Source organism: Providencia sp. wls1943 (assembly GCF_009706275.1).
Classification (GTDB): Bacteria; Pseudomonadota; Gammaproteobacteria; order Enterobacterales; family Enterobacteriaceae; genus Providencia; species Providencia zhijiangensis.
Map to the genome: position 1 here is coordinate 80576 of NZ_WLTU01000007.1, position 24978 is coordinate 105553.

Genomic DNA, 24978 nt, shown 5'->3' on the forward strand with positions numbered 1-24978 from the left:
GGCTTATGAAACAGTTTGCTATCTCCAGCGCTATCTACGCCATTATGTTGCTGTTCTCACCAAGACTTCTCGCAGACTACCGAGCAGAATTTTCATCTTACACGGTACCGATATCTCAAACGCTGTATGTCCCTAAAAGTGCGCCCGTCAACACGCATATTGCAACGATAGAGCTGGGAACCTATACGCCATGGGTGTGGTGGAATGAATCAGGGACAACGCGAGTGGGGATTAATTTACCGGGTATATTTGATGATCATTATCAGATAGCTGGGGTCGGTGCCATTAAGGAAATTGGTCTATCAGGTATCGGCTTTGCATTGCACGGTTCAGTTAATAGCCCGTGTTCAGCGAGGGGATATGTGAATGGTAAAAATAATCGCGATGGAAATCCGGCGAATCGTTTACTGTGCCCAAGTAGCGAATCAAGGGGCAATTACAGTGTTACTTTGAAGGCCGCATTCTATAAAATCCGCCCTCAAGTGAATTCTCAATTATTACAGTCCACCAGTGCCGCGATGTTGATTGTATTTAATGATAAGTTTATTACTCAAGATACGTTTGGAAATGTTGAACCAAAAATTTGGTTGTCACCGATTAATGTGATTGCTAATGGCTGTGAAGTTAAAAATCGAGTGATCAATGTCGCCTTTGGTCAAGTGGAAAAGTCAGGCGCCAATGGGGTGGGTATGACAGTTTCGAATAGCCGTAAACGATTTAAAATTGAGCTTGAGTGCGATGAATCTTCACCAATAAAGATCCGTTTTATGGGAATGGCTGACGCGAGTGGGCTAGGTGGAACGATTGCACTCAATAATCCGAATCATCAAGAAACGGCGAAAGGCTTTGGCATTCAAATTAAACACAAAGGAAAACCCATTAAACTGAATCAAATGGTGCAAGTTTCCCGCTTAAATCAAGCGCAACACTACGTTATTCCGTTAGAAGCGGCCTATATTCAAACTGCAGAGAAAACACGTGGGGGAAAGGCAGATGGGACGTTACAATTCAATCTGCAATATCATTGAGATGACAAAATAAAAGGGAGCCTAAGCTCCCTCTATAACGATAAATTGAACGACTAGATTATCATTCAACCACTAAAATACGGCAGGTATTGGTACTGCCGATGGTGCCCATTTGGTCACCTTGAGTTACGATAACCGTATCACCAACCATCAAGTAGCCATTATCACGTAAGCGTGCGATGGCTTCACTTGCTGCCGCAATACCATCAGTATGCGTGCTGCAAAATACAGGGGTGACACCACGATACAGTGAACATTGGTTCAATGTTTTTTCATGGCGAGACATCGCAAAAATTGGCAAGCCAGAGCTAATACGCGACATAATACGTGCGGTACGACCTGATTCAGTCATCGCAATGATCGCTTTAACACCTTTTAGGTGATTGGCGGCGTACATGGTTGACATTGCTATCGCATCTTCTGAACTTTCGAATTCAGCGTCTAAACGGTGTTTTGAAATATTTAGACCTGGCATTTTTTCCGCGCCAAAACAGACTTGCGCCATGGCGGCGACTGTTTCCGCTGGGTATTGTCCTGCGGCAGTTTCCGCAGATAGCATCACTGCATCGGTCCCGTCTAAGACGGCGTTTGCCACGTCCATCACTTCTGCACGAGTTGGCATTGGGTTGGTGATCATCGATTCCATCATTTGAGTTGCAGTGATCACCACGCGGTTCAACTGACGGGAACGACGAATTAATTTCTTCTGTACGGCAACCAGTTCAGGGTCACCAATCTCAACCCCTAAGTCACCACGGGCAACCATCACAACGTCAGATGCAAGGATCACTTCGTCCATAATGTCGTCAGTCGCAACTGCTTCAGCACGTTCAACTTTGGCGACAATTTGGCATTCGCAGCCTGCATCACGCGCTAAACGGCGAGCATAATCCAGATCTTCACCTGAGCGTGGGAAAGAGACAGCTAAAAAATCCACATTGATTTTAGCGGCGGTAATAATGTCGGCTTTGTCTTTCTCTGTCAGCGCTTCTGCGGATAAGCCACCACCGAGTTTATTGATGCCTTTGTTATTGGAAAGTTGTCCACCAACAGTGACTTCGGTGAAAACTTGTAAACCTTGAACTTCGCGAACTTTTAACTGCACGCGGCCATCATCCAGTAGGAGAATATCGCCAGGTACAACGTCAGCAGGCAGACCTTTATAGTCGATACCCACTTTATGCTGGTCGCCTTCACCTTTACCTAATGAGGCATCCAGTGTGAATTTATCACCAACATTGAGGAAAACTTTACCGTCTTTAAAAGTAGAAACACGAATTTTCGGACCTTGTAGATCCCCAAGAATAGCGACGTGACGCCCTAATCGAGCCGCTATCTCACGCACTTTATTTGCGCGCGCCATGTGGTCTTCAGGAGTTCCGTGAGAGAAGTTAAGGCGAACAACGTTAGCCCCAGCATTGATAATTTTTTCTAGATTATTATCACGATCGGTTGCTGGACCAAGGGTTGTAACAATTTTAGTTCTTCTAAGCCGTCTAGACATGTATTACTCCGTGACCTGTAATGGTACAAATATAAGTGAAACCATTTCACTCCATTTCGAAACCTATTTACTGCAAATAGGGGTGCTGACACGAGCACAGCTATTATATACAGCAAATTTCTTAAAGCCATCGGGAGAATAAAAACTCTTTGAGCCCGGTAGAATTAAGAAACCGCTTTTAACATTGTCATTTCCATCTTTCAGACATTATCAAACCGCGAATCGCGTAACGCTTCTTTGACCCGTTTCAAGTTATCTCTAAATTTTTCGCCTCTACGCAAAGTAAATCCAGTGGTTAATACATCAATGACGGCAAGCTGTGCCATTCTAGAGACCATTGGCATGTACATATCCGTATCTTCAGGGACATCAATAATAATCGATAAGTTGGCTTCTTTGGCGAGAGGAGAACCTTCAGAGGTAATTGCGATGACCGTCGCATCATTCTGGCGCGCGAGTTGCGCCATATCGACTAAGGCTTTTGTGCGTCCAGTGTGAGAAATCAACACAATCACATCCCCCTCACTACTATTGATGCAGCTCATGCGTTGCATGACAATATCATCAAAGTATATGACTGGAATATTAAAACGGAAAAATTTATTCATCGCATCGTGGGCAACCGCCGCAGAAGCCCCAAACCCAAAAAAGCTGATTTTTCGCGCTTGAGTCAGTAAATCAACGGCGCGATTAATGGCATGAGTATCGAGGGTATGTTTGACATTGTCTAACCCGGCCATTGCGGATTCGAAAATCTTGTGAGTATAGGTATTGACGGTGTCTGTCTCTTCGATATGGCGATTAACGTAAGGCGTGCCATTGGCGAGATTTTGCGCTAATTTTAATTTAAAGTCAGGAAACCCTTTGGTTTCCATTTTGCGGCAAAATCGGTTGACGGTAGGCTCGCTGACATCCGCCAATTGGGCCAATGCAGCGATACTTAAATGAATAGCACTTTGGGGCATACTTAAAATGACTTCCGCCACTTTTTTTTCTGATTTACTCAAAAAATCGAGGCTAGTTTTCATTTGTTCTAAAATATTCATATAGCAAAAGTGCCTATTTCAGCAAAAGGAGAAATATTTCTGCCATCAGCGTATGGTGGCATTAACATCCGGATATGACTGAAAATATACTACGTGTTGGCTGTAAGCTATCTATGCACTGAGCGTAACTAAAGGCTTTTTTACGAAAATATGACCCGTATCTAATTTTCAACTGAGTAAACTCACTACATAAACCGTGATTTTCCAACAAAGCTGGAAGCATTCAGTGATAAAAAATTTTATTGATGTCTGGGTATGCTGTATTTTTCAGCATAAAAACTGTGACCAGCGTCATCAATATTTACTGAGCAGGAGCAAACGGGTACATTAACAGGCAACCGATTGTATTTTTATAAAAACGATACTCAGAACCTATCTCATTAGAGTGAATTACTCCCTTGTTTTCTCTGGGCTCTAATCAGATAGTTTCTAAATTCCGCAGATTGAGGAGAACCAACATGGCGGTACATAATGCTGCTCAAGCTTGTGACCTGATTATTTTCGGCACTAAAGGTGACCTAGCGCGTCGCAAGTTACTTCCATCACTGTATCAACTGGAAAAAGCAGGTTATATCCATCCAGATACTCGTATTATCGGCGTTGGTCGTGCCCAATGGGAACGAAACGATTATGTAGAATTTGTGCAAAAAGCCTTAAATGACTTTTTGAAAGAAGAGCTAGACCCTGCTCTGTGGGAGCGTTTAAGCGCCCGCTTAGATTTCTGCAATTTAGATGTCAGTGAAACCGATAACTTCGTTCGTTTAGCGGATATGCTCAAACAAGACGAACAACCTGCCATCCACTACTTCGCGATGCCACCAAGTACATTTGGTGAAATGTGTCAGGGACTGGGTCATGCAGGGCTGAACAAGCAACCGAATCGCGTGGTAATGGAAAAACCATTAGGAACAGACTTAGCTTCATCTCAGCAGATTAACAACGAAGTGGCTAAATATTTCGATGAAAGCCAAGTTTACCGAATTGACCACTATCTAGGTAAAGAAACGGTTTTAAACTTACTGGCACTGCGTTTTGCGAACTCACTGTTTATTAATAACTGGGATAATCGCACCATTGACCATGTGCAGATCACTGTTGCGGAAGAAGTCGGTATCGAAGGTCGTTGGGGTTACTTTGACCAAGCTGGTCAGATGCGCGATATGGTGCAAAACCATTTGCTGCAGATTTTAACGATGATTGCCATGTCACCGCCTGCAGACTTAACCACTGACCGTATTCGTGATGAAAAAGTGAAAGTGCTGCGTTCTTTACGTCGCATTGACCACACAAACGTACGTGAGAAAGCGGTACGCGGTCAATATACTGCGGGCTTTGTGCAAGGTAAGAAAGTACCAGGCTACTTAGAAGAAGAAGGCGCCAACACGCAAAGCCAGACAGAGTCCTTTGTGGCTTTACGTGTGGATATTGATGACTGGCGCTGGGCAGGCGTCCCATTCTACCTGCGTACGGGTAAGCGCTTACCTGCAAAATGTTCAGAAGTTGTGGTCTATTTTAAAAAGCCGGCACTGAATATTTTCTCTGAAAGCTACCAAGATTTACCACAAAACAAATTGACCATTCGTCTACAGCCAGATGAAGGGATTGATATTGAAATTATGAACAAGGCGCCAGGCTTGGATCATAAACACCGTTTACAGACCACTAAACTGGACTTGAGCTTCTCTGAAACCTTCAACCAAACGCATCTTGCGGATGCTTACGAGCGTTTATTATTAGAAGCTATGCGCGGTATTCAAGCATTGTTCGTTCGCCGTGATGAAGTGGAAGAAGCATGGAAGTGGGTCGATTCCATTATGGAAGCGTGGGCAATGGATAACGACGCGCCTAAGCCGTACCAAGCGGGAACTTGGGGGCCAATTGCTTCAGTAGCAATGATTGCTCGTGATGGTCGTTCGTGGAATGAGTTTGAGTAATATTTTGCTCATATAAAGTATCTTGAAGAAATGGCGGAATAATTCCCGCCATTATTTTATCACTACATGGTTTATATTTTGCCTTCCATGTTAGCAATCATCGCTAGCCATTGAACTTCACTTCGTCGAAGATTTAACTGCTTCTCACCAGTATTCAAAGTAAATGAGTTTGTTGTGTTTTTCATGTCAACCATACAGTATTTATCTAATTCTAAAGTTGTTTTTAAATGAGAAATTTTAGCTTGCTGATTCTTAGGAATGGGGCGATGGGTAATAGACTTCAATAGCATTTTCTAATCCTTTATAGTCACTCATGAATCGGAATAGAAGTATGCCGTTTGTGATTCAACTTATCTTTCATAATAAGAGGGTTATCCCGATATTATTTATCCAGATAACCCTAAAATTACGTGATTACAGTACTAATTCACTTCGACCTGTCGCAGCCATATGAATGATGCCTTGCTCGATACGTAAACACGCCATTTTAGCCGCATCAGGAACCGATAAACCGGCTAATAATTGAGCCGTAAGCTCAGCGCCGAATAGGTCGCCAGTGCCTTTTGGAGTGACAGGGTAACGTTTATGGCGAATAACGGCGACATCCTGTTTAGTTACGCAAACCACTTCAATACTTTCATCATCAGGTTGGAAAGCGCTTGTAATAATGACCCACTGAGTGTGACCTTTAAGCAACGAGCGAGCCGCACGGGTGGCATCGTCTAGATTATTGATCTCTTGCCCACTGAGTGTGGAAAGCTCAAATTTGTTCGGGATAATTCCCGTCGCGAGTGGGATGACTTCATGACGATAAACATCGGCAATCGCTGGAGGAATATAAAAGCCACTATCTTCATCTCCCATGACAGGGTCGACAATGACGGGCATTTTAGGGTGTTGCTCACGCACAGAGGCGAGCCAATTTGCAAGGTCGTGAGCTTTATCTGGTGAACCTAAATAACCCGTTAAAATGGCTTTAACGCTGTTTAAGCTGCCGCGTTCAACGAAGCCTTGTAAATAACCGCGAAACCATTCACCGGGTAATTCTCCACCATAACAAGTAGCATAGTGGGGGGTGTTGCTTAGAATAACGGTGGGAACCGCAGCAACGCGTAATCCCTGTTTGGTCAATGCAGGGACAGCGATGCTATTACCGACACTGCCATACACAACTTGTGATTGAATGGAGACGACATCATAAGGAAGTGGGGTGGCATCGGCGGCGTTTTGAAAGCTATTTGACGTTAGCGTAAAGGTATCCATGACTCTCTCTTATTGGTGTTCATTATTGCTATTTTCTAACGGATAACACGATAAGAAGCGTGTTGGCGTTGATTGTCAATGGTAACCGAAAAAATTCATATTGAATGGGATGGTTACAGCATAAAAAAGGGTGATAAAAAATTTTTTTGCTTAGATCCTCTAAAAATAAATGCGAGAAAAATAACGGAATTATTCGCAAAATAGACGCTGCCACTGTATTGCTTAGCATATTAATGAATATTTATGCATAAACATGAAGAATTAAAAAAGCGTTTACATTCATTGACTTAATAATTTTGGCGTGGTAGAAATAGCTTGAAATTAACAATTATATGAGGGTTCGGAGTAACTTGGATGGATGTCCATCCGATGAAATGAATGAGATATCATGCTTAGCGTGACTAGCATAAAGATCAGTAAGTCCCAAAGAAGATCAACACACAAGCTTTTCCTTTCCGCTATTCTTTCCAGTGAGCATCACTGGTGTGGCGCATTATAGCGTCCTTCTAGATTATTCAATTCGCTGAATAAAATCAGCATTCTTTTGTTTTTATTTGAATTTTAAACAGCTTAAAGCTTAAGCATCAAGCTCATTGCCTTTCTATCTTGTTCAAAAAACAGGCTATGGCGAAGCTGTATCTAGAGGGGTACTATAATGATTTATTGGATATTTTTAGCATTAGCTATCGTGACTGAGGTCATTGGTACGTTATCAATGAAACATGCCAGTGTAAGCGGTGATTTCACTGGTATGGCAGTGATGTATGTGATGATTGCGACTTCCTATATTTTACTGGCGGTTGCGGTAAAAAAAGTGGCACTGGGTGTCGCTTATGCGATGTGGGAAGGGGTTGGCGTTCTGTTGATCACTACCTTCAGTGTGCTGTGGTTTGGAGAATCACTGTCACCGATGAAAGTCGGTGGATTAGTTTTCCTGATCACGGGTATTGCATTGATCAAATCAGGCACCAAAAAAGCGACTGTTAGCCAGTCAGCTCAGAAGGTAAAACAAGCTGCTAAAAATGCGGTTGATTCCGCCAAAGCCCGAGCTTTAGTGACAAAGACCGCTAAATCGGAGGTGTAATATGGTCAGTCAATTTGAGTGGTGGCATGCGGCATTTTTGATCCTCGCAGTGGTACTGGAAATTCTTGCCAACGTATTTTTAAAAATGTCGGATGGTTTTAGACGTTATTGGTTAGGAATTTTGTCTCTCATTGCCGTATTAGGGGCATTTAGTGCACTGGCGCAGGCAGTGAAGGGAATCGAACTGTCAGTCGCTTATGCCTTATGGGGAGCATTCGGTTTAATCGCCACAGTTGCTGCCGGCTGGATCCTGTTTAATCAACGCCTAAACTATAAAGGCTGGGGTGGGTTAGTATTCCTACTTATCGGTATGGTATTGATTAAAATGTCGTAACGGATAATACAATTCTTAAAGCTATTAGTGCTTATTCTACAATATAGTATTAATAGCTTTTCAATATATAATTACATCTAAAGTTAATAATTTTAGTGAAATGAAAATTTTAAAATATTGATCTAATGTCCATAGAATAATATATGGTTATTCATTCGTTGGGGATAAATACAAGGTTGCATCTGATAAAATAATTAATGAATTAAATGATTTTAAAGGTAAAAAAATTAAAAATTCAAGTGATGCGCTAAAAATCTTAGAAAAAACAATAAATAATCCATATCTTAAAGTTCATAAGAAAGATCTTCCCGCCATTTCTCAGGCTATAAAATTTATAGATGGAAAGAAGTTATCGGAGAATTTATATAAACTAGGTGGCTCTTTTAAGCTTGCGGATAAATTTTTGAAATTTGAAAAAATAAAAACTAAGGTTGAAGAGGGGGTTGAAACGGGAAACTGGAGACCTCTAGTTTTGGAAATTGAAGCTATGGCATTAGCAGGAGTTGCATCACCTATTGTATTAGCATTTACATCAGCAAGCCTAAGCTTATTATTACCGGTTACTATTTCAGTAACACTTTTATCTGTATCTGCCATCATATTAACCGCTGTGATTACATCTTATATTGATGCTGATTTTGCTGCTGCAATAAATAAAGAAATTATTCCATAAAGGTATTTTTAAAGTCATAATTATGAATTATTCTGTATTTAATTTTTTATATTTAATAGGTAGAAATAGAAATGCATTTACTGTAGCGCAAGTAATGGTGAAGACTGATATAAAGATAGCGTAATAATAAAGGAATGAAGTAAATTCAAAAGCAGAAATTGAGCGTAAATTTACATTTCCATTTGACATATTATAGTTTAAGAAGTAATTAATATATGTAATAATAAAAGTGATTGAAATTATACTAAAATAACCAAATATGGTTGTAACTATCCCTTTATTATATAATTTAAAATGTTCTTTTTTTATTTCTATAGAATTCCATACAATCAAATAGTATGGAATGGAAAAAAAAGGTGCCATTTTACAGTATAAAGCGGATAGATAGCTTTCATTTCGATAATAATCTGAGTAAATTACAGGTATCTCACCTATCCAATTACTAATGTTTATTATTACTATGTTGGGTATCATGTGTAACCATATAGCAGAAAGAGGAATAGCCCCCAGCAAAATGGTAATAATAAAAACTAAGCTTGAATTGATCTTGAAAGACATTTTAGAATTCCTACTTCACATGATGGTGATAATAATATTCATTTCTATTGTCATGTAAAGATTTATTACTTCCTACTGTGTAGAGAAATACACATTTCATTTGAGATGAAAAAAGAATATGAGAAACAGTAAAGACTCTAAATAATACATTTTTACTTTTAATAATAAATCAAATGGATAGGTAAAATAAAGGCCAAAGCTCGTTACTGCCGTCATATGGCGATACGCAATGAAACTGAAAAAATAAGTGAAGTGAGAAAATGAAAGGTCAAGTTATCCCGTTAAAAAAATAATGGCGCTCACTTAAGGTGAGCGCCATTTGGCTGATGATTCTTTTTCAAGTATCAATTAAGACTAATCAATTGCCGCAACGATTTTGATCTCAACTTTATATTCTGGCTTCATCAGTGCCGCTTGAACAGTGCAACGAACAGGTGCACTGCCCGCAACAACCCATGCATCCCACGCTTGGTTCATGCCAGCAAAATCTGCTTTATCTGCAAGGAAGATAGTCGCATCTAAAATTTTGCTTTTATCGGAACCCACACGGCTTAACATGACATCAATAGCGGCTAAGGTATCTGCGGTTTGAATAATAATGTCGCCATCCAGTTTTTCTGGGACGCTAGTGTAGTAGACCACGTTGTTGTGGATAACAGCTTCAGACCAACGGGTATCTGGGTCAATGCGTTCAATAGTCATAATTGTTCCTTATTATCAATGCTGAACAAGGATATCAGTTTGCTACTATGATGAAAATCAGTTCATTGATGAAACGATAATTAGCTCAGCAGCCATCTTGAACTCATGGTAAAGTGTGTCCATCAACGGTAAGCAATATAGGTTCGTAGTGTCTAACGACTTTTCAGCAGATGGCTTTCTAGCAAAAACAATTCCCGGTTTCCAACCTCGAGCTGCGCAGGTCACCATGTCTGACGCGGTTACTCAATCTATTGAGCAGCAGCATGTGCTGGTGGCTGAAGCGGGGACAGGAACAGGAAAAACCTATGCGTACCTCGTCCCTGCATTACGTAGCGGCAAAAAAGTGATTGTCTCTACGGGGTCGAAAGCACTACAAGACCAGCTCTATCACCGCGACCTCCCTACGATTATCGATGCGATGAGCTACACAGGTAAAACGGCGCTATTAAAAGGGCGCTCAAATTATCTGTGTCTTGAACGGTTAGACCAGCAATCCCTAGGTGGAGGTAGCCTCGAACCGGAGATCCTCGCTGCGGTTGTGAGATTACGCAGTTGGTCCATTGAATCAGAACTGGGGGATACCAGTACCTGCCATGATATTGCTGAAGATAGCCCCGTTTGGCCTTTAGTCACTAGCACCAACGATAACTGCTTAGGCAGCGATTGCCCCCGCTACCAAGAGTGTTTTGTACTCAAAGCACGTCGTAAAGCTCTTGATGCTGATGTTGTGGTCGTTAACCACCATCTTTTTATGGCAGACAGAGTGGTGAAAGATACCGGTTTTGGGGAGTTGATCCCCCAAGCAGATGTGATGATCTTCGATGAAGCCCATCAAATCCCTGATATTGCAAGCCAATATTTTGGTCAGCAACTCAGTAGCCGGCAATTGTTAGATTTAGCTCGCGATATGATCATGACGTATCGTACAGAGCTAAAAGACCAAGCCCAATTGCAAAAAAGTGCTGATCGACTGACGCAAAGCACACTGGATTTTCGCCTTAATTTAGGGGAAAACAGCTTCCGAGGTAATTTACGGGAATTACTGAAATTGTCGGAAGTTCAGCGGGCGTTAACGCTACTCGATGATGCGCTTGAGCTCTGTTATGAAGTTATCAAAACGTCATTAGGACGCTCCCAAAGTTTGGATTCTATTTTCGAGCGCGTGACGATTTATCGCAACCGTCTTAACCGCTTAAAGGATGTCACCATTCCGGGTTATAGTTACTGGTTTGAGAGCTACGGACGTCACTTTTTATTAGCCTTAACACCACTCACTGTCGCTGATAAATTCAGTGAAATGATCGCGAGTACGCCGGCTAGTTGGGTGTTCACCTCGGCGACGCTTTCCGTAAACGAAAAGTTAAGCCATTTTACAGACAGACTCGGTCTTAGTGACGCGAAAACATTGTTGCTTGCTAGCCCCTTTGATTATGAAAGCCAAACCTTACTGTGTGTCCCGCGATTTTTACCTGAACCTAATCAACGGGGAAGTGCACAGAAATTGGCGAATATGCTGCGTCCACTGATCGAAAAAAACCAAGGTCGTTGTTTCTTCTTATGCACTTCACATTTGATGATGCGAGAACTTGCAGAAGAATTTAAAGCATCGCTTACGCTGCCTGTCCTTATGCAAGGCGAAAGCAGCAAAAATAAACTGTTAGCTCAATTTATTGCCGCGGGGAATGCGGTTTTAGTGGCGACGAGTAGTTTTTGGGAAGGGGTGGATGTCCGAGGGGATGAATTGACCTGCGTGATCATCGATAAACTCCCGTTTACTGCACCGGATGACCCGCTATTACGTGCTAGGATTGAAGATTGTGAACTCCGAGGCGGAGACCCATTTGCCGACGTTCAATTACCCGATGCCGTCATCACATTAAAGCAAGGGGTTGGGCGGTTGATCCGCGACACAAAAGATTACGGTGTTATTGTGATTTGTGACAATCGGCTCGTGACACGCCCTTACGGAGAGGTGTTTTTGCGAAGCTTACCCCCTTCGCCACGTACGCGGGATCTGAATAAAGCGATTGAATTTTTGGCAACAAAGCGCGCGGAAGCGACTGAGAAACACTAATTTTATGCAATCCCGTGGGCGGTTTATGCTAAGATACTGCCCATCTTTCAGGTTGCCGTCATAAGGCGACAACAAAAAACCTAATATTTGCCGGAGTTTAGGCATGTCGAGTCGTATTCTAGCTGTTGATACAGCCACTGAAGCTTGTTCTGTCGCATTACTGTGCGACGGTGAAATTATTTCGCGTTTTGCTATCTCTCCTCGCGAACATACTCAAAAAGTATTGCCGATGGTAGAAGAAGTACTGGCGCAAGCTGGCATTAAACTAAATCAATTAGATGCACTAGCATTTGGGCGTGGCCCGGGTAGCTTTACTGGGGTTCGAATTGGAGTGGGCATTGCTCAAGGACTAGCGCTGGGTGCCGATTTACCCATGATCGGTGTTTCCTCGTTGATGGCGCTGGCACAAGGGGTATACCGCACAACGAATAGTTCCCGTGTGCTGGTGGCGATTGATGCGCGAATGTCTGAAATCTATTGTGCGCAATATCAACGCGATGAACGCGGTTTCTGGTTAGGTGAAGAAACGGAAGCTGTGATGCTACCCGCTGATTTCAAATTAAAATTTACGGAATTAGAAGGGCAATGGAGTCATGCAGGAACGGGCTGGGCGGCTTATCCTGAATTATTAGAAGGCCCATTGTTGACCGACAGCCTAATCACATTACCCGCAGCGCAAGATATGCTGCCAATTGCAGAGCAGCTGTGGCAGGCAGGAAAAGTGACTGCGGTCGAGAATGTCGAACCGACTTACTTGCGTAATGAAGTGACTTGGAAAAAATTACCGGGTCGCGAATAAATAGAAGCAGCATGATTTTTGTCGAATGAAATAAAATGAAAAAAATAGCTATCAGGGTAAAACCGATAGCTATTTTTTTAATCTAAGATATAGAATCGGTGTTTAATTGAGCTATTATTGAATAAATAAGCGTTAATAAAAATTGGATTGCACATATAATGTGATAAGGAATACCAGCAGTTTTAATACGAACTCTCTCACTTTATAATGACGGCTAATTGGAGGTGGTAAATGAAAATTCAATTTAGCTACCGCTCAGCAATGAAAACGCTATTACTTGCGGGCATATTAGCGCTAGCAGGTTGTGTATCAATCCCTCAGTCTATTAAGGGGTCGGTACCTAATCCTGCAGATAATCTTAAGTCGGTACAAAATGCACCGGAGATGTATATCGGTCAAGAAGCACGTTTCGGTGGTAAAGTACTGTCTGTCTTTAATGAGCCGAAAAGAACGCGGATTGAGCTAGCCGTGATGACATTAAATAAATATGACGCTGCACCTGAATTAAACTCTCCGTCGCTTGGTCGTATTTACGCGTATATCAATGGGTTTGTTGAGCCAAACGATTTTAAAAACCGCTATGTCACTGTTGTGGGTAACATAACTGGAGAACAAGCAGGGAAAATCGGAGAGGTACCTTATCAGTATGTGACAATGAATGTCACTGGCTTCCAGCGTTGGAGTATTGCACAAAGTGTAATGATGCCACCGCCGGCAGGTCCATGGGGTTACGGGTATTATGGTTCCCCATATTACTATAATCATCCTTGGGGATGGGGCTATGGATACCCTGTGGGGCCTGCCCAAGTGCAGACGTATTTAACGGAAGATTAAGCAATAGTATTATTCTGCTAAAAATCCTAGTTAAGCTAGGATTTTTTTTATAAAGAAACTGAGCGGGAGTGGACTATTAACTGCTTAATTCTCCCAAAATTCCTGACAACGGTGTATAATTACGAGTTATAAGCAGACTAAAATTCTGGTGAATTAATCATAAGTTGAATAGGGCGGCATTGACCGCCTTATTTTTATCTCGAAGGAATGAAATTTATTTAGTGATATAGCTCTCAACCTTAACATTGTCTAATTTTCAAACTGGTACAATGAGTTAATAATTTGTTAAAGGGTTGTGTAAAATAATAACTCACTAAATTCAGGAGTAACATTTTGGAAAAAATCTGGCTAAAAAACTATCCTGCTGATGTACCTGAAGAAATAAGTCCTGATGACTTCGCGTCATTAGCAGAGTTACTTGAAAATGCCGTTTCTCAATATGCGGATCAGCCGGCGTTCATTAATATGGGCGCCGTAATGACCTATCGTAAACTTGAAGAGAGAAGCCGCGCATTTGCCGCATACCTACAAAATGGATTGGGTCTTAAAAAGGGCGACCGAGTTGCTTTAATGATGCCAAACTTGCTGCAGTATCCTATTGCGCTGTTTGGGATTTTACGTGCAGGTATGGTAGCGGTTAATGTTAACCCGCTGTATACTCCACGAGAGTTAGAGCATCAGTTAAATGATAGCGGGGCGACAGCGATCGTTATCGTTTCTAACTTTGCGCATACGTTAGAAAAAATCGTTTTTAATACCAAAGTTAAACACGTTATTTTAACCCGCTTAGGGGATCAGCTACCGCGTCCGAAAGCCACAATTGTGGATTTTGTGGTGAAATATGTAAAACGGTTAGTTCCAAAATACAATTTGCCGGATGCCATTTCATTTCGTCGCGCCATGCATCAAGGTTATCGAATGCAATATATCAAGCCGAATATTATTGGCGAAGATTTAGCATTCTTACAATATACCGGTGGCACGACAGGGGTAGCTAAAGGTGCAATGTTAACACATCGCAATATGTTAGCGAATATAGCCCAAGCCAAAGCCGCTTATGGCCCTGTATTACATTTTGGTCATGAATATGTGGTAACGGCACTGCCGCTTTATCACGTCTTTGCGCTTACCGTAAACTGTTTATTGTTTATCAGTGTGGGGGGGGTGAATTTGCTTATCACTAACCCGCGAGATGTGCCAGATACGGTGAAACAATTATCCCGTTATCCATTTACAGCAATCACGGGTGTTAACACGCTCTTTAATGCATGGTTGCAAAACCCAGACTTCCAAAAGCTTGATTTTTCTCGTTTAAGATTGTCAGTTGGAGGCGGAATGCCGGTCCATAAAGCGGTTGCTCAGAAGTGGCAAGAGCTGACAGGACGGCATTTACTTGAAGGTTATGGCTTAACGGAATGTTCCCCATTAGTTTCTGGTAACCCATATAATTTAACAGCTTATAGTGGTAGTATCGGGTTACCTGTTCCATCAACGGATGTGAAGTTTTTAGATGATGATGGGAATGAAGTTCCTCACGGTACTGCCGGGGAAATGTGGGTAAAAGGCCCGCAGGTGATGAAAGGGTATTGGAATCGCCCTGATGCGACCAGTGAAGCTATCGTTGATGGTTGGTTAGCCACTGGTGATATCGCCGAAATAGATGACGAAGGCTATATTCGTATTGTTGACCGCAAAAAAGATATGATTATTGTCTCTGGATTTAATGTCTACCCGAATGAAATCGAAGATGTTATTTCCATGCATCCTGATGTTATCGAATGTGCAGCAATTGGGGTGCCAAGCGAAAGTACTGGGGAAGCGGTGAAGGTTTTTGTGGTCACCAAAAATTCAGCTCTGACCGCTGCAGATCTAAAAACATTTTGCCGTCGTTCACTAACGGCTTATAAAGTCCCGAAAATTTTTGAGTTTCGTGATGAGCTGCCGAAATCTAACGTAGGAAAAATTCTACGAAAAGAACTACGAGCCGAAGAGCAGCAAGCACGAGAAAAATCACCGTCATAGCGAGTAAGCGATGAATAGCTAATTAGGCGATGAATTAACAAAAGCAATGTGTGTAACGCCGGTTTTTACCGGCGTTACTGTGTCAGTCAGATACACTTAACCAAATTATAATAAAGAGAAACTTGTTTTGAATTACCGTTTAGTCACCACAGATAGCGAATTAGCCCAAGTCTGCCAAGAGGCCAGTGATGCGCCATGGTTAGCATTAGATACTGAGTTTGTTCGCACCCGAACCTATTACCCACAGCTGGGTTTATTGCAGTTGTATGATGGAAAACAGGTTTCACTGATTGATCCGCTATTAATGACGGATTTTAGCCCATTTAAGGCGCTGTTAATCAATCCAAACCAATTGAAATTCTTACATGCAGGCAGCGAAGACTTAGAAGTGTTTATGCATGATTTTGGTTGTGTGCCAGAACCGATGATAGATACCCAAATCGTCGCGGCATTTTTGGGTTATCCCATTTCCTGTGGCTTTGCTACGCTGGTGGCGGAACATCTGGGTGTCGAGTTAGATAAAAGCGAATCTCGAACAGACTGGCTTGCCCGCCCATTAAGTTCGAAGCAGTGTGATTATGCGATGGCGGATGTGCTTTATTTACTGCCACTGGCTAAAATCTTGATGGAAAAAGTGACGGAAGCAGGCTATTTAGCTGATGCCCAAGATGAGTGCCAGCGTGTGGTTGCTCGTCGCCAAAAAACAGTCAAGCCTGAAAAAGCCTACTTAAATATTACGAATGCGTGGCAATTACGCGATGAACAACTTGCTTGCTTACAGCTGCTGGCGGCATGGCGTTTGGATCAAGCAAAAGCGCGGGATATGGCGATCAATTTCGTGATTAAAGAAGAAAATTTGTGGAAAGTCGCGCGTTATTTACCGAGCTCTTTAGGTGAATTGGATGCACTCGGCTTATCGGGACAAGAAATTCGCTGCCATGGTCGCCGCTTGTTAAGTATTGTCGAAGAAGCGAAGAAACTGGACGCCAGCCAGTATCCAGCACCCGTTGCTAATATTACTGAGCAGAGCCAATACAAAAGCATTTTTAAAGAGATCAAAGGGGTGGTGAAAGAGATCGCCGAGAATGAAAAATTCAACCCAGAGTTATTAGCCTCTCGGAGACAAATTAACCAGTTATTAGCGGTGCATTGGGGGCTAAAAGAGAAATCCTGTCAGCCTGAACTGCTTGCTGGTTGGCGAGGCCGGTTACTGGAAGCGCCATTAACCCAATTACTTAGCCAAGCGTAATCATAATAAAGGCGCAAAATAGCGATAAATTTGCGCCTTTATGTCATTTTAAAAGTACTTTTTTTCTTGGGCATTTTGTCACTCATTTCAATAAGTTTTATTCTCATCCCGTCAATACTCAATATTTATTCTTCTTCAAATAATGAAGATTATTATTTAGCACCAATCTAAAAATAACACCGCTAATTAATCTTAATGACACTATTTAATGCATTTCAATTCTGTAATCACTCTTAAAAAATAGCCAATATAAATAAAAATAGAACTTAAAATAACCCATTACAGCGATGATTAACATTTGTAGGGGGAGGGTTGTTTTATAGTTCATTGAAAAATAAAAAGAAAAAATATCATTCCAACACAATGATTCTTAATTGAATTATAATTCCTCTATTTGTAAATAAAACTCATTCTCATAAAATCATTTCCAGTTTGTGGGCCCGCAAATACGTCCAAGAGTACAGAGCAAAAAGCATCATCTCCTTTTAATTTGTTATTTTCAAAATAAGGAAATTGAATATGAATAAAAGCACTAAAGTTACATTAATTGCTATGTTGGTGGGGGTTTCTACTTGTGCGAGTGCGGTAACAGAATCTGCACAGAGCCAAACGTATGAGACAGAAAGATCGAATATTCGTGTTGCTGGAACGGAAGTCGTGAGAGGCCCACATGGCGGTCAACTGGGTGATCCTGGCATTGGTCATCGTAGTATTGCAGGAGGAAAAACAATCTCATTATTAGGTCTGACTAATATGGGAGAAAAAACAGACGAAGGTGTAACAATAGTCAATAGTGGCGGACCATCAAATCACTCAGGGATGGGAAAATTTCAGTTTTCTAAGGTAGCAGATGCCGAGGTTTATTATGGGGATTGGTCACAAACAGGTGATTCAGACGATGCTAAACATACAGCCTTCTTCTCTGGTAAAGACGCCACAACGGTAGTCCCTACCGAAGGTAAAGCCACTTACACCATTGCTGGCATCAACCAATATGATGGCGAGAAAAAGCTTTCCGGTGTATTTGAAGCTGACTTTGGTGATAAAGATTACACAGGTTCATTACAAGGCGAAGATCTAAAAATTGCTCTTGAGGGGAAAATACATGATGCCGGCTCATTCTCAGGTTCAGCAATTGCTAATGACACAGTATCAGGTCTAAGTTATGGGCGCTTCTTTGGCGAGAATGCGGAACATGTTGGTGGTATCACAGTGTTTAATAGTGACCATCAATATGACACCGCATTTGCTGGTAGCCAAACCGAAGAGTAATCTCTTTATTTAACATCCTTGTTTAGCAATATCGTGGTTATCAGGTAGGCAAAAATTATTTTGCCTACCTGTATTTTTATGGGAAAAGAAAAGGAAATAGAGATGAAAAAAATAATTAACAAGATTGAAGTATTAACTCTATTATTGTTTTCTGTAAATTCATTTTCTGAACAGAACTATGGGTATCAACAATATGAACAGATAATTGAAATTTTAACTGAAATAAATAACATAAGAAATAAATCACCCATTATAATCCCACTTAAAATAAATAAAACTGTCGACGACCTTGGTTTTATTCTTTATGATTTAACCAATCGTCAGCAATTTGAGCAAATCGATGAGTTATTACCTGATTATCTAAATGATAAAAATCACGATAAAGGTATGGTGGATTATATTTCAGCGGAGAGAGCTTATTTTAATGGCGATTACCCATTAGCACTAAAATTTTATTTAAAAATAGTTAATGGAAGCCCTAATTCAGTGTTTGCTGAAATGAAATTAGCGCATGTGTATATAAAAAACAGTTATCATCGTGAAGCATTAACGTTATACAAGAAAATAAAAAACAAATATCGAGTAGGTTTACCTGAAGAGCGAATAAAACAGATAGACAGTGAAATTATAGCATTAGAAAATCGCGCTAATTGGCAGGGGAGTTTCAATGCGGATTTAAAGTATGACACAAACTATACTGAGGCTCACGGTAACAAGGAACAGCAATGTGGCACAGTGTGGTGCATGCAAGGTAGCGAAATCAAATCCGGTTTGGTGTACGGATTTTCAGGAAATGCCAATAAAATCCTTTGGCAATATCGAGGGCACTCGCTGTTAACGGGTATCGGTGGAAATGTCTGGGAATACCCTCATCGCTCAGTAAAAAGGCGTTTTTCAAGTTATTCATCAGTAAGCTATCAGTATCTTTATGGGAATAAAAAGATCACGTTTTCACCGATTATAGATATCAATTGGCGAGGGCATTTGTTTGATCATTACAGTGTAGGGGCGAGCCTTACTGGGGCATATTCTCCCAGCAATAAGCTTTATTTACTGTCTAACATAATGTATAAAAATCAAACTTTCTTTGGTAAACGAACATCACGTTCAGGCTATGATATTAATTACAGTATGACAGCCATTTATTCGGTTAATCCACAATGGAGTGTATTCTCAAATTTATATGGTGGTAAAAATATTGAAAAATATAAAAGTGATAGCTATCAAGTATCAGGACTAACAGTAGGGTCAATTAATATATTTGGTACGAATAAGTTAATTAATAAACTAACAAGCAGTAACCATGATTTTTTTGATTTCGACAGTGCGCTTAATACAAAACGTAGCGATGAATCTTGGGAGCTAAATAGCCAAATAACGCTATTAGGTCACACATTTTTATCATTAACACCAACACTGTATGTTAATTATAAATTTAATGATAGCAGTGCAAAAATAAGCTATTCCTATAATAAAAGCGAAGTGGGTTTAAATTTAAGTAAAACGTTTTAGTTCGTATTGAGATTTAATATGAAAGTAACAGCAGTGGTGGCAATGCAAATTGCCACAGGGTTAACAATGGGTGTCATTTCACTTTCGTCTTATGCCGGCTCAAGGGAACAAGTGGGCAATATACAGGTAAAAGACCAGACTGATACGATTAAAATGCGGGATCAAAAGGGTGCGGATGACCAATATGATAAAGATGAATCAAATATCTATATCAGCAAAGAAGCAGCCGAGCGTTATAAAGGCACTAACCCCGCCGATATATTGAACCACGGTGTCGGTGTTTATAGCGGAGATGCACGTAATAGTGGGGCGTTAGACCCAAATGTGCGAGGCATTCAAGGTCAAGGACGCGTCCCTGTTACGGTGGATGGTACGGAGCAAGCCATCACAGTGTGGCGCGGCTACAACGGAGCCAATAACCGAAATTATGTAGACCCTAATATGATTAGCAGTATTACCGTAGTAAAAAGCCCGATGTTAGACCGTGATATTCGCACTTCAGTTGGTGGAGGTGTTGCGGTTAAAACTCTCAATATTGATGATGTTGTGCCATTTGATGAACGCTTCGCAATAGACCTTAAATTAGAAACACGGACTAACTCAACCAAACCAAGAATTAACGAATTTACCCTTGGTACAGATTATCGTGATGATTCAGCGATCATGGATAGCTTAGGAAGCAAAGAAAATTATCGAACTCGGATTTATTATAGAGATTCAAAAGCTTCAGTCGAGCCAGATCAACCGGGAAGTTCAAATTTTTTTAATTTAAAAGACAGTGCAGTACGAGTGGCACTAGGATTACGCCAAGAAAAATTTGATCTGCTGTTTGCCTATAGTCACCGAAATCAAGGCAATTACTTTGCTGGTCGTCATGGTGCAGACTATTTCCGAGAACCTATTATTACTACCGATATTGATAACTCCAAAAAAATGGTGGATCCCAATATTCCATTTGTTGCGAATGTGTACTTACCAACCAAAGAAGTGGGAAATACCTCCAGTAATAGCGAAACTTTTCTGCAAAAAATGAATTTGCAACTTTCTGAATCACAAAAAATATCCCTTGGCTATGTGCATACAAAAAGCCATTACGGGGAAATTATGCCTTCACAAATTCGTTTTCATGATTTAGCGGGTGAAATTCCCCAATGGCCCTTAGCTAATATAAGTTTAGGATCATTTTATGCTAACTATGGTTTTAAATCTGAAAAGCAGTCGTTGGTTGATCTTCAGCTGGGGTACTGGTTAACAAAAACGGATTTAAATTCAAATACTGCTGGTGGATTACCTAGGGAAGCTATTGAGTTAGATTGGTCAGTTAATAGTTTAAGTAGAAGAAATCCCAATATAGATGGTACGCTAGTGGATGGAATCAAATTGAATCAAATTAATAATAGGCAAGGGTTAATTTTATCTAACAAATCACAGTTTACTGCGAACTTTGATATGACTCTAATAGGGAATTTTATTAGAGAAGAGATTAACAGTAATGACGATATATATGCACTAGATGCAACAGTATCTAAACAAAATACATTTAGAGCTATTCCACGAGAAGGTAAACGCCAAGAATTTAGTGGAGCAATAAAATTAGATTGGCGACCAACAAACTGGCTAAATGTAAATGCTGGTCTACAGTACCAAAACTATTGGTCACGAGACTTATTAAGAGAACGCCGACTAAAAGCAAAAGACCATAACTTCGCCGTTCATCAAATTCCGCAAGCGATGAATTTTGAATATTCTCGACCATTTACTGAAGAGGAAGCGCGTAAAGTTAGAGAGTATGTGGACAGCAAAGGGCGTACTTTTGATGGTTACGATAAGGTTGGTATTTGGCCCGATAGTAGCATTGGCGTTTCTAGAATTGAGTGGTTTATTGCCGAAGCGCTATCACTTCCCAAACATTCACTAAAAAGGGCGGAACACTATTATACGATCCAAGAGGAATATGAGGGATTTCGAATCATAGCTTCCGAATATATTAAATGGCGAGTGGATGAAGACGGGAAACTCACTACGGAAAATAACCCATTTTATAACGGGGAAATTGACCTCTCAGAAGAAGTGATTGACCCAATTAGCCAGAAAAAGGTAAAAGCAATCATTGCTTACCATGCTCCACATAAGAAATGGGAGTCTATTTCAGTCAACGAGAACGAAAAGTATAAAAAACCGGGTAAGCGCATTAATTCTGCATGGAGCCCATCAATAGGGGGATCTGCCTACCTCTCTGATAATGACCGCGTGTTTGCGCGCTACGCTGAAACTGTCAGAATGCCGAGTATTTTTGAAGATACGATTGGGTTTTCAGGGGCTGGTGATGGCGTCATAAGAGCACGTCCATTTAAGCCAGAACGCAGCCATACTTTTGAAATCGGTTATGTACGTAACTTGCAAAGTTGGGTAAAAGCAGAAAATGCCGCTGATTTTAGAATCAACTATTACCATAATATTATCGACAACGCGTTTGACCGTGATGGTAATTTGGTTTTTGCACAAATGGACCAGCATCGAACTGCAGGATTAGAAGTGCTAGCTCGCTATGATAATGGGCGTTTCTTTGGGGATTTAGGAATTGATTACCGATTAAAAAATGAAGTTTGCGATAACGCCTCTATGGCTCAACTAGATCCACTTAATAAATTTAACGCTTCATTATGCACGGAAGGTGGCTTTCCATTAGGTTACCTTCGCACTCAGTTGCAACCTAAATACAGTATTCACACTAATTTGGGGATGCGCTTCTTTAATGAAAGTTTAGAGGTGGGTGGGCGTGTGCGGTATCACGCGAAAACAGAAAATAAAGATGAAGCTAGCATGATTCATCGATTTGGACCTTTCTATGCTCCTTTAAACAATAACCCGATGAGTTGGAATGCGGTATTTGTCACGGATGCTTATGTTACCTACCAAGTGAATAAGAACCTGTTAGTGGAGTTGTTAGCTTCTAACGTATTAAACGAATATTACATTGACCCATTGACGCGTAGCATGATGCCTGCGCCGGGGAGATCCCTTCGTTTAAGTGTGACCAGTCACTTCTAAGGCTCAGCCCCCAGCAAAGCATATTTGCTGGGGGCTGATTAGGAATATCGCCATGAATTATTTTCGAATTTATTATGGATTACCGCTTTCTGGCTTATTACACGGCACCATTATTTATTTCTGTTTTTTTGCATTCAATTCATTGTCATTCAAAATGACTGCGCCGTTGATTTCTCCAGTGGTGACCGTCGCGTTAACCCAGTTTTTAGTTGAGCAACAAGTGAGTATCCCCCAAGAAAGCCAATCGGTAACTGGCGGTGAACTCAATGCCATTGAGGAGTTTGAGCACGCGAATATCAAGGTCAGCAAGCAGCGTAGCCATCAAGATAATGCCTCAAATACCGCCGCTGATAAAATACCCAAAGAGGTGAAATCTGAAAAACGTAATCTTGTAAAAAATAAGGCTAAACCGGAAGAAAAAACCAAGAAAGAAAGTTCTCGGGATGATTTGCAAACCCAAAAAGCAAAAGAAGGCGAAAACACAGCAAATTCTTTAGCAGCAGGGCAGCAAGGTGATCTATCACATTTTTCTGATGGTGAAAATAACACTAATGCCAAACAGCGTTATTTAGACCAAATCAAACGGGAAATTGATAGCCATAAACAGTACCCGCGACGAGCACGCAAAATGCGTATGCAAGGGGATATTCAAGTTCAGTTTGATGTCACAGAGAAAGGCGAGTTGGTCAATGTGAAAGTGGTGGATTCAGAAAAAAGCCAATTTTTCGAACAGGCGATATTGGATGCGATTAAGCGTTGCAAGCCACTCGGTAAGCCACCTGAAAATATGAACAGTAAAATGATATTAAAAATCAATTTCAAATTAGACTGATACTGAAATCGATAACAAAATCAAGCCGCTATGGCGTTATATAAATATAGCGATATAGCGGCATTGTACAATATTACTGTTCTGCTGGTTTTGCTTCTTTAACGTCTTTACCTTCTTCCGCTTCAGGAAGGGTGACGTTTAATTCGAGAACAGAAATATCATCATCTTTTTGTTCAAATTGTACGGATAACATTTCTGGGTCAACTTGAACATACTTGCAAATAACTTGCAAAATATCTCGCTTCATATCAGCAAGATAAGCTGGCTCACTATCACCGCGGCGACGTTCAGCAACGATGATCTGCAGTCGCTCTTTTGCGATATTTGCTGTCGTCTTTTTTCTCGACAGAAAGAAATCCAATAAAGCCATTATTTATCCCCCAAATAGACGCTTTAAGAAGCCTTTTTTCTCTTCTTCAATGAAACGCATAGGGCGATCTTCACCTAAAATACGTTCTACACAGTCGCTATATGCTTGTCCTGCTTCAGAGTCAGAGTCCAGAATGACAGGTTCACCTTGGTTTGATGAACGTAAAACAGACTGATCTTCTGGGATCACACCCACTAATGGAATGCACAGAATTTCTAAAACGTCTTCCATACTTAGCATATCACCACGAGTCACACGACCTGGGTTGTAGCGAGTTAACAATAAACGCTCTTTAATTGGGTCTTGACCTTGTTCTGCGCGGCGTGATTTAGAGGATAAAATCCCTAAAATACGGTCTGAGTCACGAACAGAAGAGACTTCTGGGTTAGTTGTGATAATGGCTTCATCAGCAAAATACAGCGCCATTAATGCGCCACTCTCAATACCGGCAGGAGAGTCACAGATAATAAAGTCAAACGCCATTTCGTTGCTGAGTTCATCCAGAATTTTTTCAACACCTTCACGAGTCAGCGCATCTTTATCACGAGTTTGTGATGCAGGAAGAATATAAAGGTTTTCAGTGCGTTTATCTTTGATTAACGCCTGATTAAGAGTTGCATCACCTTGGATAACGTTAACGAAGTCATAGACTACTCGACGTTCACACCCCATGATTAGGTCAAGGTTACGCAGACCGATATCGAAATCGATAACTACGGTTTTCTTCCCTTTTTGAGCTAGGCCGGTAGCTATGGCCGCGCTTGAAGTGGTTTTACCAACGCCACCTTTACCAGAAGTAACAACAATTATGCGTGCCATGAATAATTCCTTGTAAAT

Annotated in this window: 22 protein-coding genes; 14 read left to right on the forward strand and 8 right to left on the reverse strand. The window is 41.1% G+C overall.

From position 1 onward, the window contains the following. Positions 1–5 precede the first annotated feature (5 nt). Entirely contained in the window at positions 6–1028 is a 1023-nt protein-coding gene (locus GKR48_RS18120; protein WP_154626741.1) for a fimbrial protein, read from the forward strand. A gap of 61 nt (positions 1029–1089) precedes the next feature. Here the strand turns inward: GKR48_RS18120 and pyk are convergent, their stop codons facing one another. Together pyk and GKR48_RS02510 are read right to left on the reverse strand one after the other, a co-directional pair. Continuing rightward, positions 1090–2532, reverse strand: coding sequence for a pyruvate kinase (pyk, locus tag GKR48_RS02505; protein WP_036948247.1), 1443 nt, complete (start codon positions 2530–2532; stop codon positions 1090–1092). 200 nt (positions 2533–2732) lie between these two features. Beyond that, positions 2733–3578 carry a MurR/RpiR family transcriptional regulator gene (locus tag GKR48_RS02510; RefSeq protein ID WP_154626743.1) on the reverse strand — a complete coding sequence of 282 codons (846 nt, stop codon included), beginning with the start codon at positions 3576–3578 and terminating at the stop codon, positions 2733–2735. 458 nt (positions 3579–4036) lie between these two features. On the opposite strand from GKR48_RS02510, the gene zwf reads away from it, so the two are divergent. Beyond that, positions 4037–5512: a glucose-6-phosphate dehydrogenase gene (zwf, locus tag GKR48_RS02515; RefSeq protein ID WP_154626746.1), complete on the forward strand. Its 1476-nt coding sequence runs from the start codon at positions 4037–4039 to the stop codon at positions 5510–5512. 71 nt (positions 5513–5583) lie between these two features. On the opposite strand, the gene GKR48_RS02520 is transcribed toward zwf, so the two are convergent. Beyond that, complete coding sequence (locus GKR48_RS02520) at positions 5584–5802, reverse strand: hypothetical protein (protein ID WP_154626750.1); 219 nt, start codon at positions 5800–5802, stop codon at positions 5584–5586. Between the two features lie 124 nt (positions 5803–5926). Beyond that, positions 5927–6775 (reverse strand): pyridoxine/pyridoxal/pyridoxamine kinase, encoded by an 849-nt coding sequence (gene pdxK / locus GKR48_RS02525; protein WP_036979355.1) that lies wholly within the window; start codon positions 6773–6775, stop codon positions 5927–5929. A gap of 655 nt (positions 6776–7430) precedes the next feature. Between pdxK and mdtJ the strand changes: the two genes are divergently transcribed. The 3 genes from mdtJ to GKR48_RS17740 all read left to right on the forward strand — a co-directional run bounded on the left by mdtJ (position 7431) and on the right by GKR48_RS17740 (position 8866). Next, a complete protein-coding gene (gene mdtJ, locus GKR48_RS02530; protein ID WP_036948234.1) occupies positions 7431–7859 on the forward strand; it encodes a multidrug/spermidine efflux SMR transporter subunit MdtJ in 429 nt (142 codons plus the stop codon). A 1-nt stretch (position 7860) separates the two neighbouring features. Further along, entirely contained in the window at positions 7861–8193 is a 333-nt protein-coding gene (gene mdtI / locus GKR48_RS02535; RefSeq protein ID WP_154626752.1) for a multidrug/spermidine efflux SMR transporter subunit MdtI, read from the forward strand. A gap of 139 nt (positions 8194–8332) precedes the next feature. Beyond that, positions 8333–8866, forward strand: coding sequence for a colicin-like pore-forming protein (locus GKR48_RS17740; RefSeq protein ID WP_336431114.1), 534 nt, complete (start codon positions 8333–8335; stop codon positions 8864–8866). A 27-nt stretch (positions 8867–8893) separates the two neighbouring features. Here GKR48_RS17740 and cui read toward each other — a convergent pair whose 3' ends face one another. Beyond that, on the reverse strand, positions 8894–9424 hold the full coding sequence (cui, locus tag GKR48_RS02545) for a colicin immunity protein Cui (protein ID WP_154626756.1): 531 nt from the start codon (positions 9422–9424) through the stop codon (positions 8894–8896). Positions 9425–9778: 354 nt separating this feature from the next. After that, the gene (locus tag GKR48_RS02550) at positions 9779–10126 is read right to left on the reverse strand and encodes a RidA family protein (RefSeq protein ID WP_036963562.1); all 348 of its coding nucleotides are present in this window, start codon (positions 10124–10126) and stop codon (positions 9779–9781) included. Positions 10127–10274: 148 nt separating this feature from the next. Here GKR48_RS02550 and GKR48_RS02555 point away from each other — a divergent pair, with 148 nt between their 5' ends. From GKR48_RS02555 to GKR48_RS02595, 9 genes are all read left to right on the forward strand, one after another. After that, a complete protein-coding gene (locus GKR48_RS02555) occupies positions 10275–12200 on the forward strand; it encodes an ATP-dependent DNA helicase (RefSeq protein ID WP_272521022.1) in 1926 nt (641 codons plus the stop codon). 103 nt (positions 12201–12303) lie between these two features. Beyond that, positions 12304–12999, forward strand: coding sequence for a tRNA (adenosine(37)-N6)-threonylcarbamoyltransferase complex dimerization subunit type 1 TsaB (tsaB, locus tag GKR48_RS02560; RefSeq protein WP_154626758.1), 696 nt, complete (start codon positions 12304–12306; stop codon positions 12997–12999). A 231-nt stretch (positions 13000–13230) separates the two neighbouring features. Beyond that, entirely contained in the window at positions 13231–13833 is a 603-nt protein-coding gene (locus tag GKR48_RS02565) for a Slp family lipoprotein (protein ID WP_154603886.1), read from the forward strand. A 333-nt stretch (positions 13834–14166) separates the two neighbouring features. Continuing rightward, complete coding sequence (gene fadD / locus GKR48_RS02570) at positions 14167–15855, forward strand: long-chain-fatty-acid--CoA ligase FadD (protein WP_154626761.1); 1689 nt, start codon at positions 14167–14169, stop codon at positions 15853–15855. A gap of 127 nt (positions 15856–15982) precedes the next feature. Then, the gene (gene rnd / locus GKR48_RS02575) at positions 15983–17104 is read left to right on the forward strand and encodes a ribonuclease D (protein ID WP_154626763.1); all 1122 of its coding nucleotides are present in this window, start codon (positions 15983–15985) and stop codon (positions 17102–17104) included. A 519-nt stretch (positions 17105–17623) separates the two neighbouring features. Then, positions 17624–18376 carry a Slam-dependent surface lipoprotein gene (locus GKR48_RS02580; RefSeq protein WP_154626766.1) on the forward strand — a complete coding sequence of 251 codons (753 nt, stop codon included), beginning with the start codon at positions 17624–17626 and terminating at the stop codon, positions 18374–18376. A gap of 102 nt (positions 18377–18478) precedes the next feature. Then, the gene (locus GKR48_RS02585) at positions 18479–19888 is read left to right on the forward strand and encodes a surface lipoprotein assembly modifier (protein ID WP_230088570.1); all 1410 of its coding nucleotides are present in this window, start codon (positions 18479–18481) and stop codon (positions 19886–19888) included. Positions 19889–19906: 18 nt separating this feature from the next. Then, entirely contained in the window at positions 19907–22939 is a 3033-nt protein-coding gene (locus tag GKR48_RS02590) for a TonB-dependent receptor domain-containing protein (RefSeq protein WP_154626772.1), read from the forward strand. A 52-nt stretch (positions 22940–22991) separates the two neighbouring features. Next, positions 22992–23771 (forward strand): energy transducer TonB, encoded by a 780-nt coding sequence (locus GKR48_RS02595; RefSeq protein WP_230088571.1) that lies wholly within the window; start codon positions 22992–22994, stop codon positions 23769–23771. Between the two features lie 73 nt (positions 23772–23844). Here the strand turns inward: GKR48_RS02595 and minE are convergent, their stop codons facing one another. Together minE and minD are read right to left on the reverse strand one after the other, a co-directional pair. After that, positions 23845–24141 carry a cell division topological specificity factor MinE gene (gene minE, locus GKR48_RS02600; protein ID WP_036948203.1) on the reverse strand — a complete coding sequence of 99 codons (297 nt, stop codon included), beginning with the start codon at positions 24139–24141 and terminating at the stop codon, positions 23845–23847. Between the two features lie 3 nt (positions 24142–24144). Then, the gene (gene minD / locus GKR48_RS02605) at positions 24145–24960 is read right to left on the reverse strand and encodes a septum site-determining protein MinD (protein WP_036948201.1); all 816 of its coding nucleotides are present in this window, start codon (positions 24958–24960) and stop codon (positions 24145–24147) included. Between the last annotated feature and the right edge of the window lie 18 nt (positions 24961–24978).

Excerpts from the sequence above, each read along its gene's own strand:
- GKR48_RS18120 (WP_154626741.1), top strand. The coding sequence starts at position 6 with ATGAAACAGTTTGCTATCTCCAGCGCTATCTACGCCATTATGTTGCTG.
- pyk (WP_036948247.1), bottom strand. The coding sequence starts at position 2,532 with ATGTCTAGACGGCTTAGAAGAACTAAAATTGTTACAACCCTTGGTCCA.
- GKR48_RS02510 (WP_154626743.1), bottom strand. The coding sequence starts at position 3,578 with ATGAATATTTTAGAACAAATGAAAACTAGCCTCGATTTTTTGAGTAAA.
- zwf (WP_154626746.1), top strand. The coding sequence starts at position 4,037 with ATGGCGGTACATAATGCTGCTCAAGCTTGTGACCTGATTATTTTCGGC.
- GKR48_RS02520 (WP_154626750.1), bottom strand. The coding sequence starts at position 5,802 with ATGCTATTGAAGTCTATTACCCATCGCCCCATTCCTAAGAATCAGCAA.
- pdxK (WP_036979355.1), bottom strand. The coding sequence starts at position 6,775 with ATGGATACCTTTACGCTAACGTCAAATAGCTTTCAAAACGCCGCCGAT.
- mdtJ (WP_036948234.1), top strand. The coding sequence starts at position 7,431 with ATGATTTATTGGATATTTTTAGCATTAGCTATCGTGACTGAGGTCATT.
- mdtI (WP_154626752.1), top strand. The coding sequence starts at position 7,861 with ATGGTCAGTCAATTTGAGTGGTGGCATGCGGCATTTTTGATCCTCGCA.
- cui (WP_154626756.1), bottom strand. The coding sequence starts at position 9,424 with ATGTCTTTCAAGATCAATTCAAGCTTAGTTTTTATTATTACCATTTTG.
- GKR48_RS02550 (WP_036963562.1), bottom strand. The coding sequence starts at position 10,126 with ATGACTATTGAACGCATTGACCCAGATACCCGTTGGTCTGAAGCTGTT.
- tsaB (WP_154626758.1), top strand. The coding sequence starts at position 12,304 with ATGTCGAGTCGTATTCTAGCTGTTGATACAGCCACTGAAGCTTGTTCT.
- GKR48_RS02565 (WP_154603886.1), top strand. The coding sequence starts at position 13,231 with ATGAAAATTCAATTTAGCTACCGCTCAGCAATGAAAACGCTATTACTT.
- GKR48_RS02580 (WP_154626766.1), top strand. The coding sequence starts at position 17,624 with ATGAATAAAAGCACTAAAGTTACATTAATTGCTATGTTGGTGGGGGTT.
- GKR48_RS02585 (WP_230088570.1), top strand. The coding sequence starts at position 18,479 with ATGAAAAAAATAATTAACAAGATTGAAGTATTAACTCTATTATTGTTT.
- GKR48_RS02590 (WP_154626772.1), top strand. The coding sequence starts at position 19,907 with ATGAAAGTAACAGCAGTGGTGGCAATGCAAATTGCCACAGGGTTAACA.
- GKR48_RS02595 (WP_230088571.1), top strand. The coding sequence starts at position 22,992 with ATGAATTATTTTCGAATTTATTATGGATTACCGCTTTCTGGCTTATTA.
- minE (WP_036948203.1), bottom strand. The coding sequence starts at position 24,141 with ATGGCTTTATTGGATTTCTTTCTGTCGAGAAAAAAGACGACAGCAAAT.
- minD (WP_036948201.1), bottom strand. The coding sequence starts at position 24,960 with ATGGCACGCATAATTGTTGTTACTTCTGGTAAAGGTGGCGTTGGTAAA.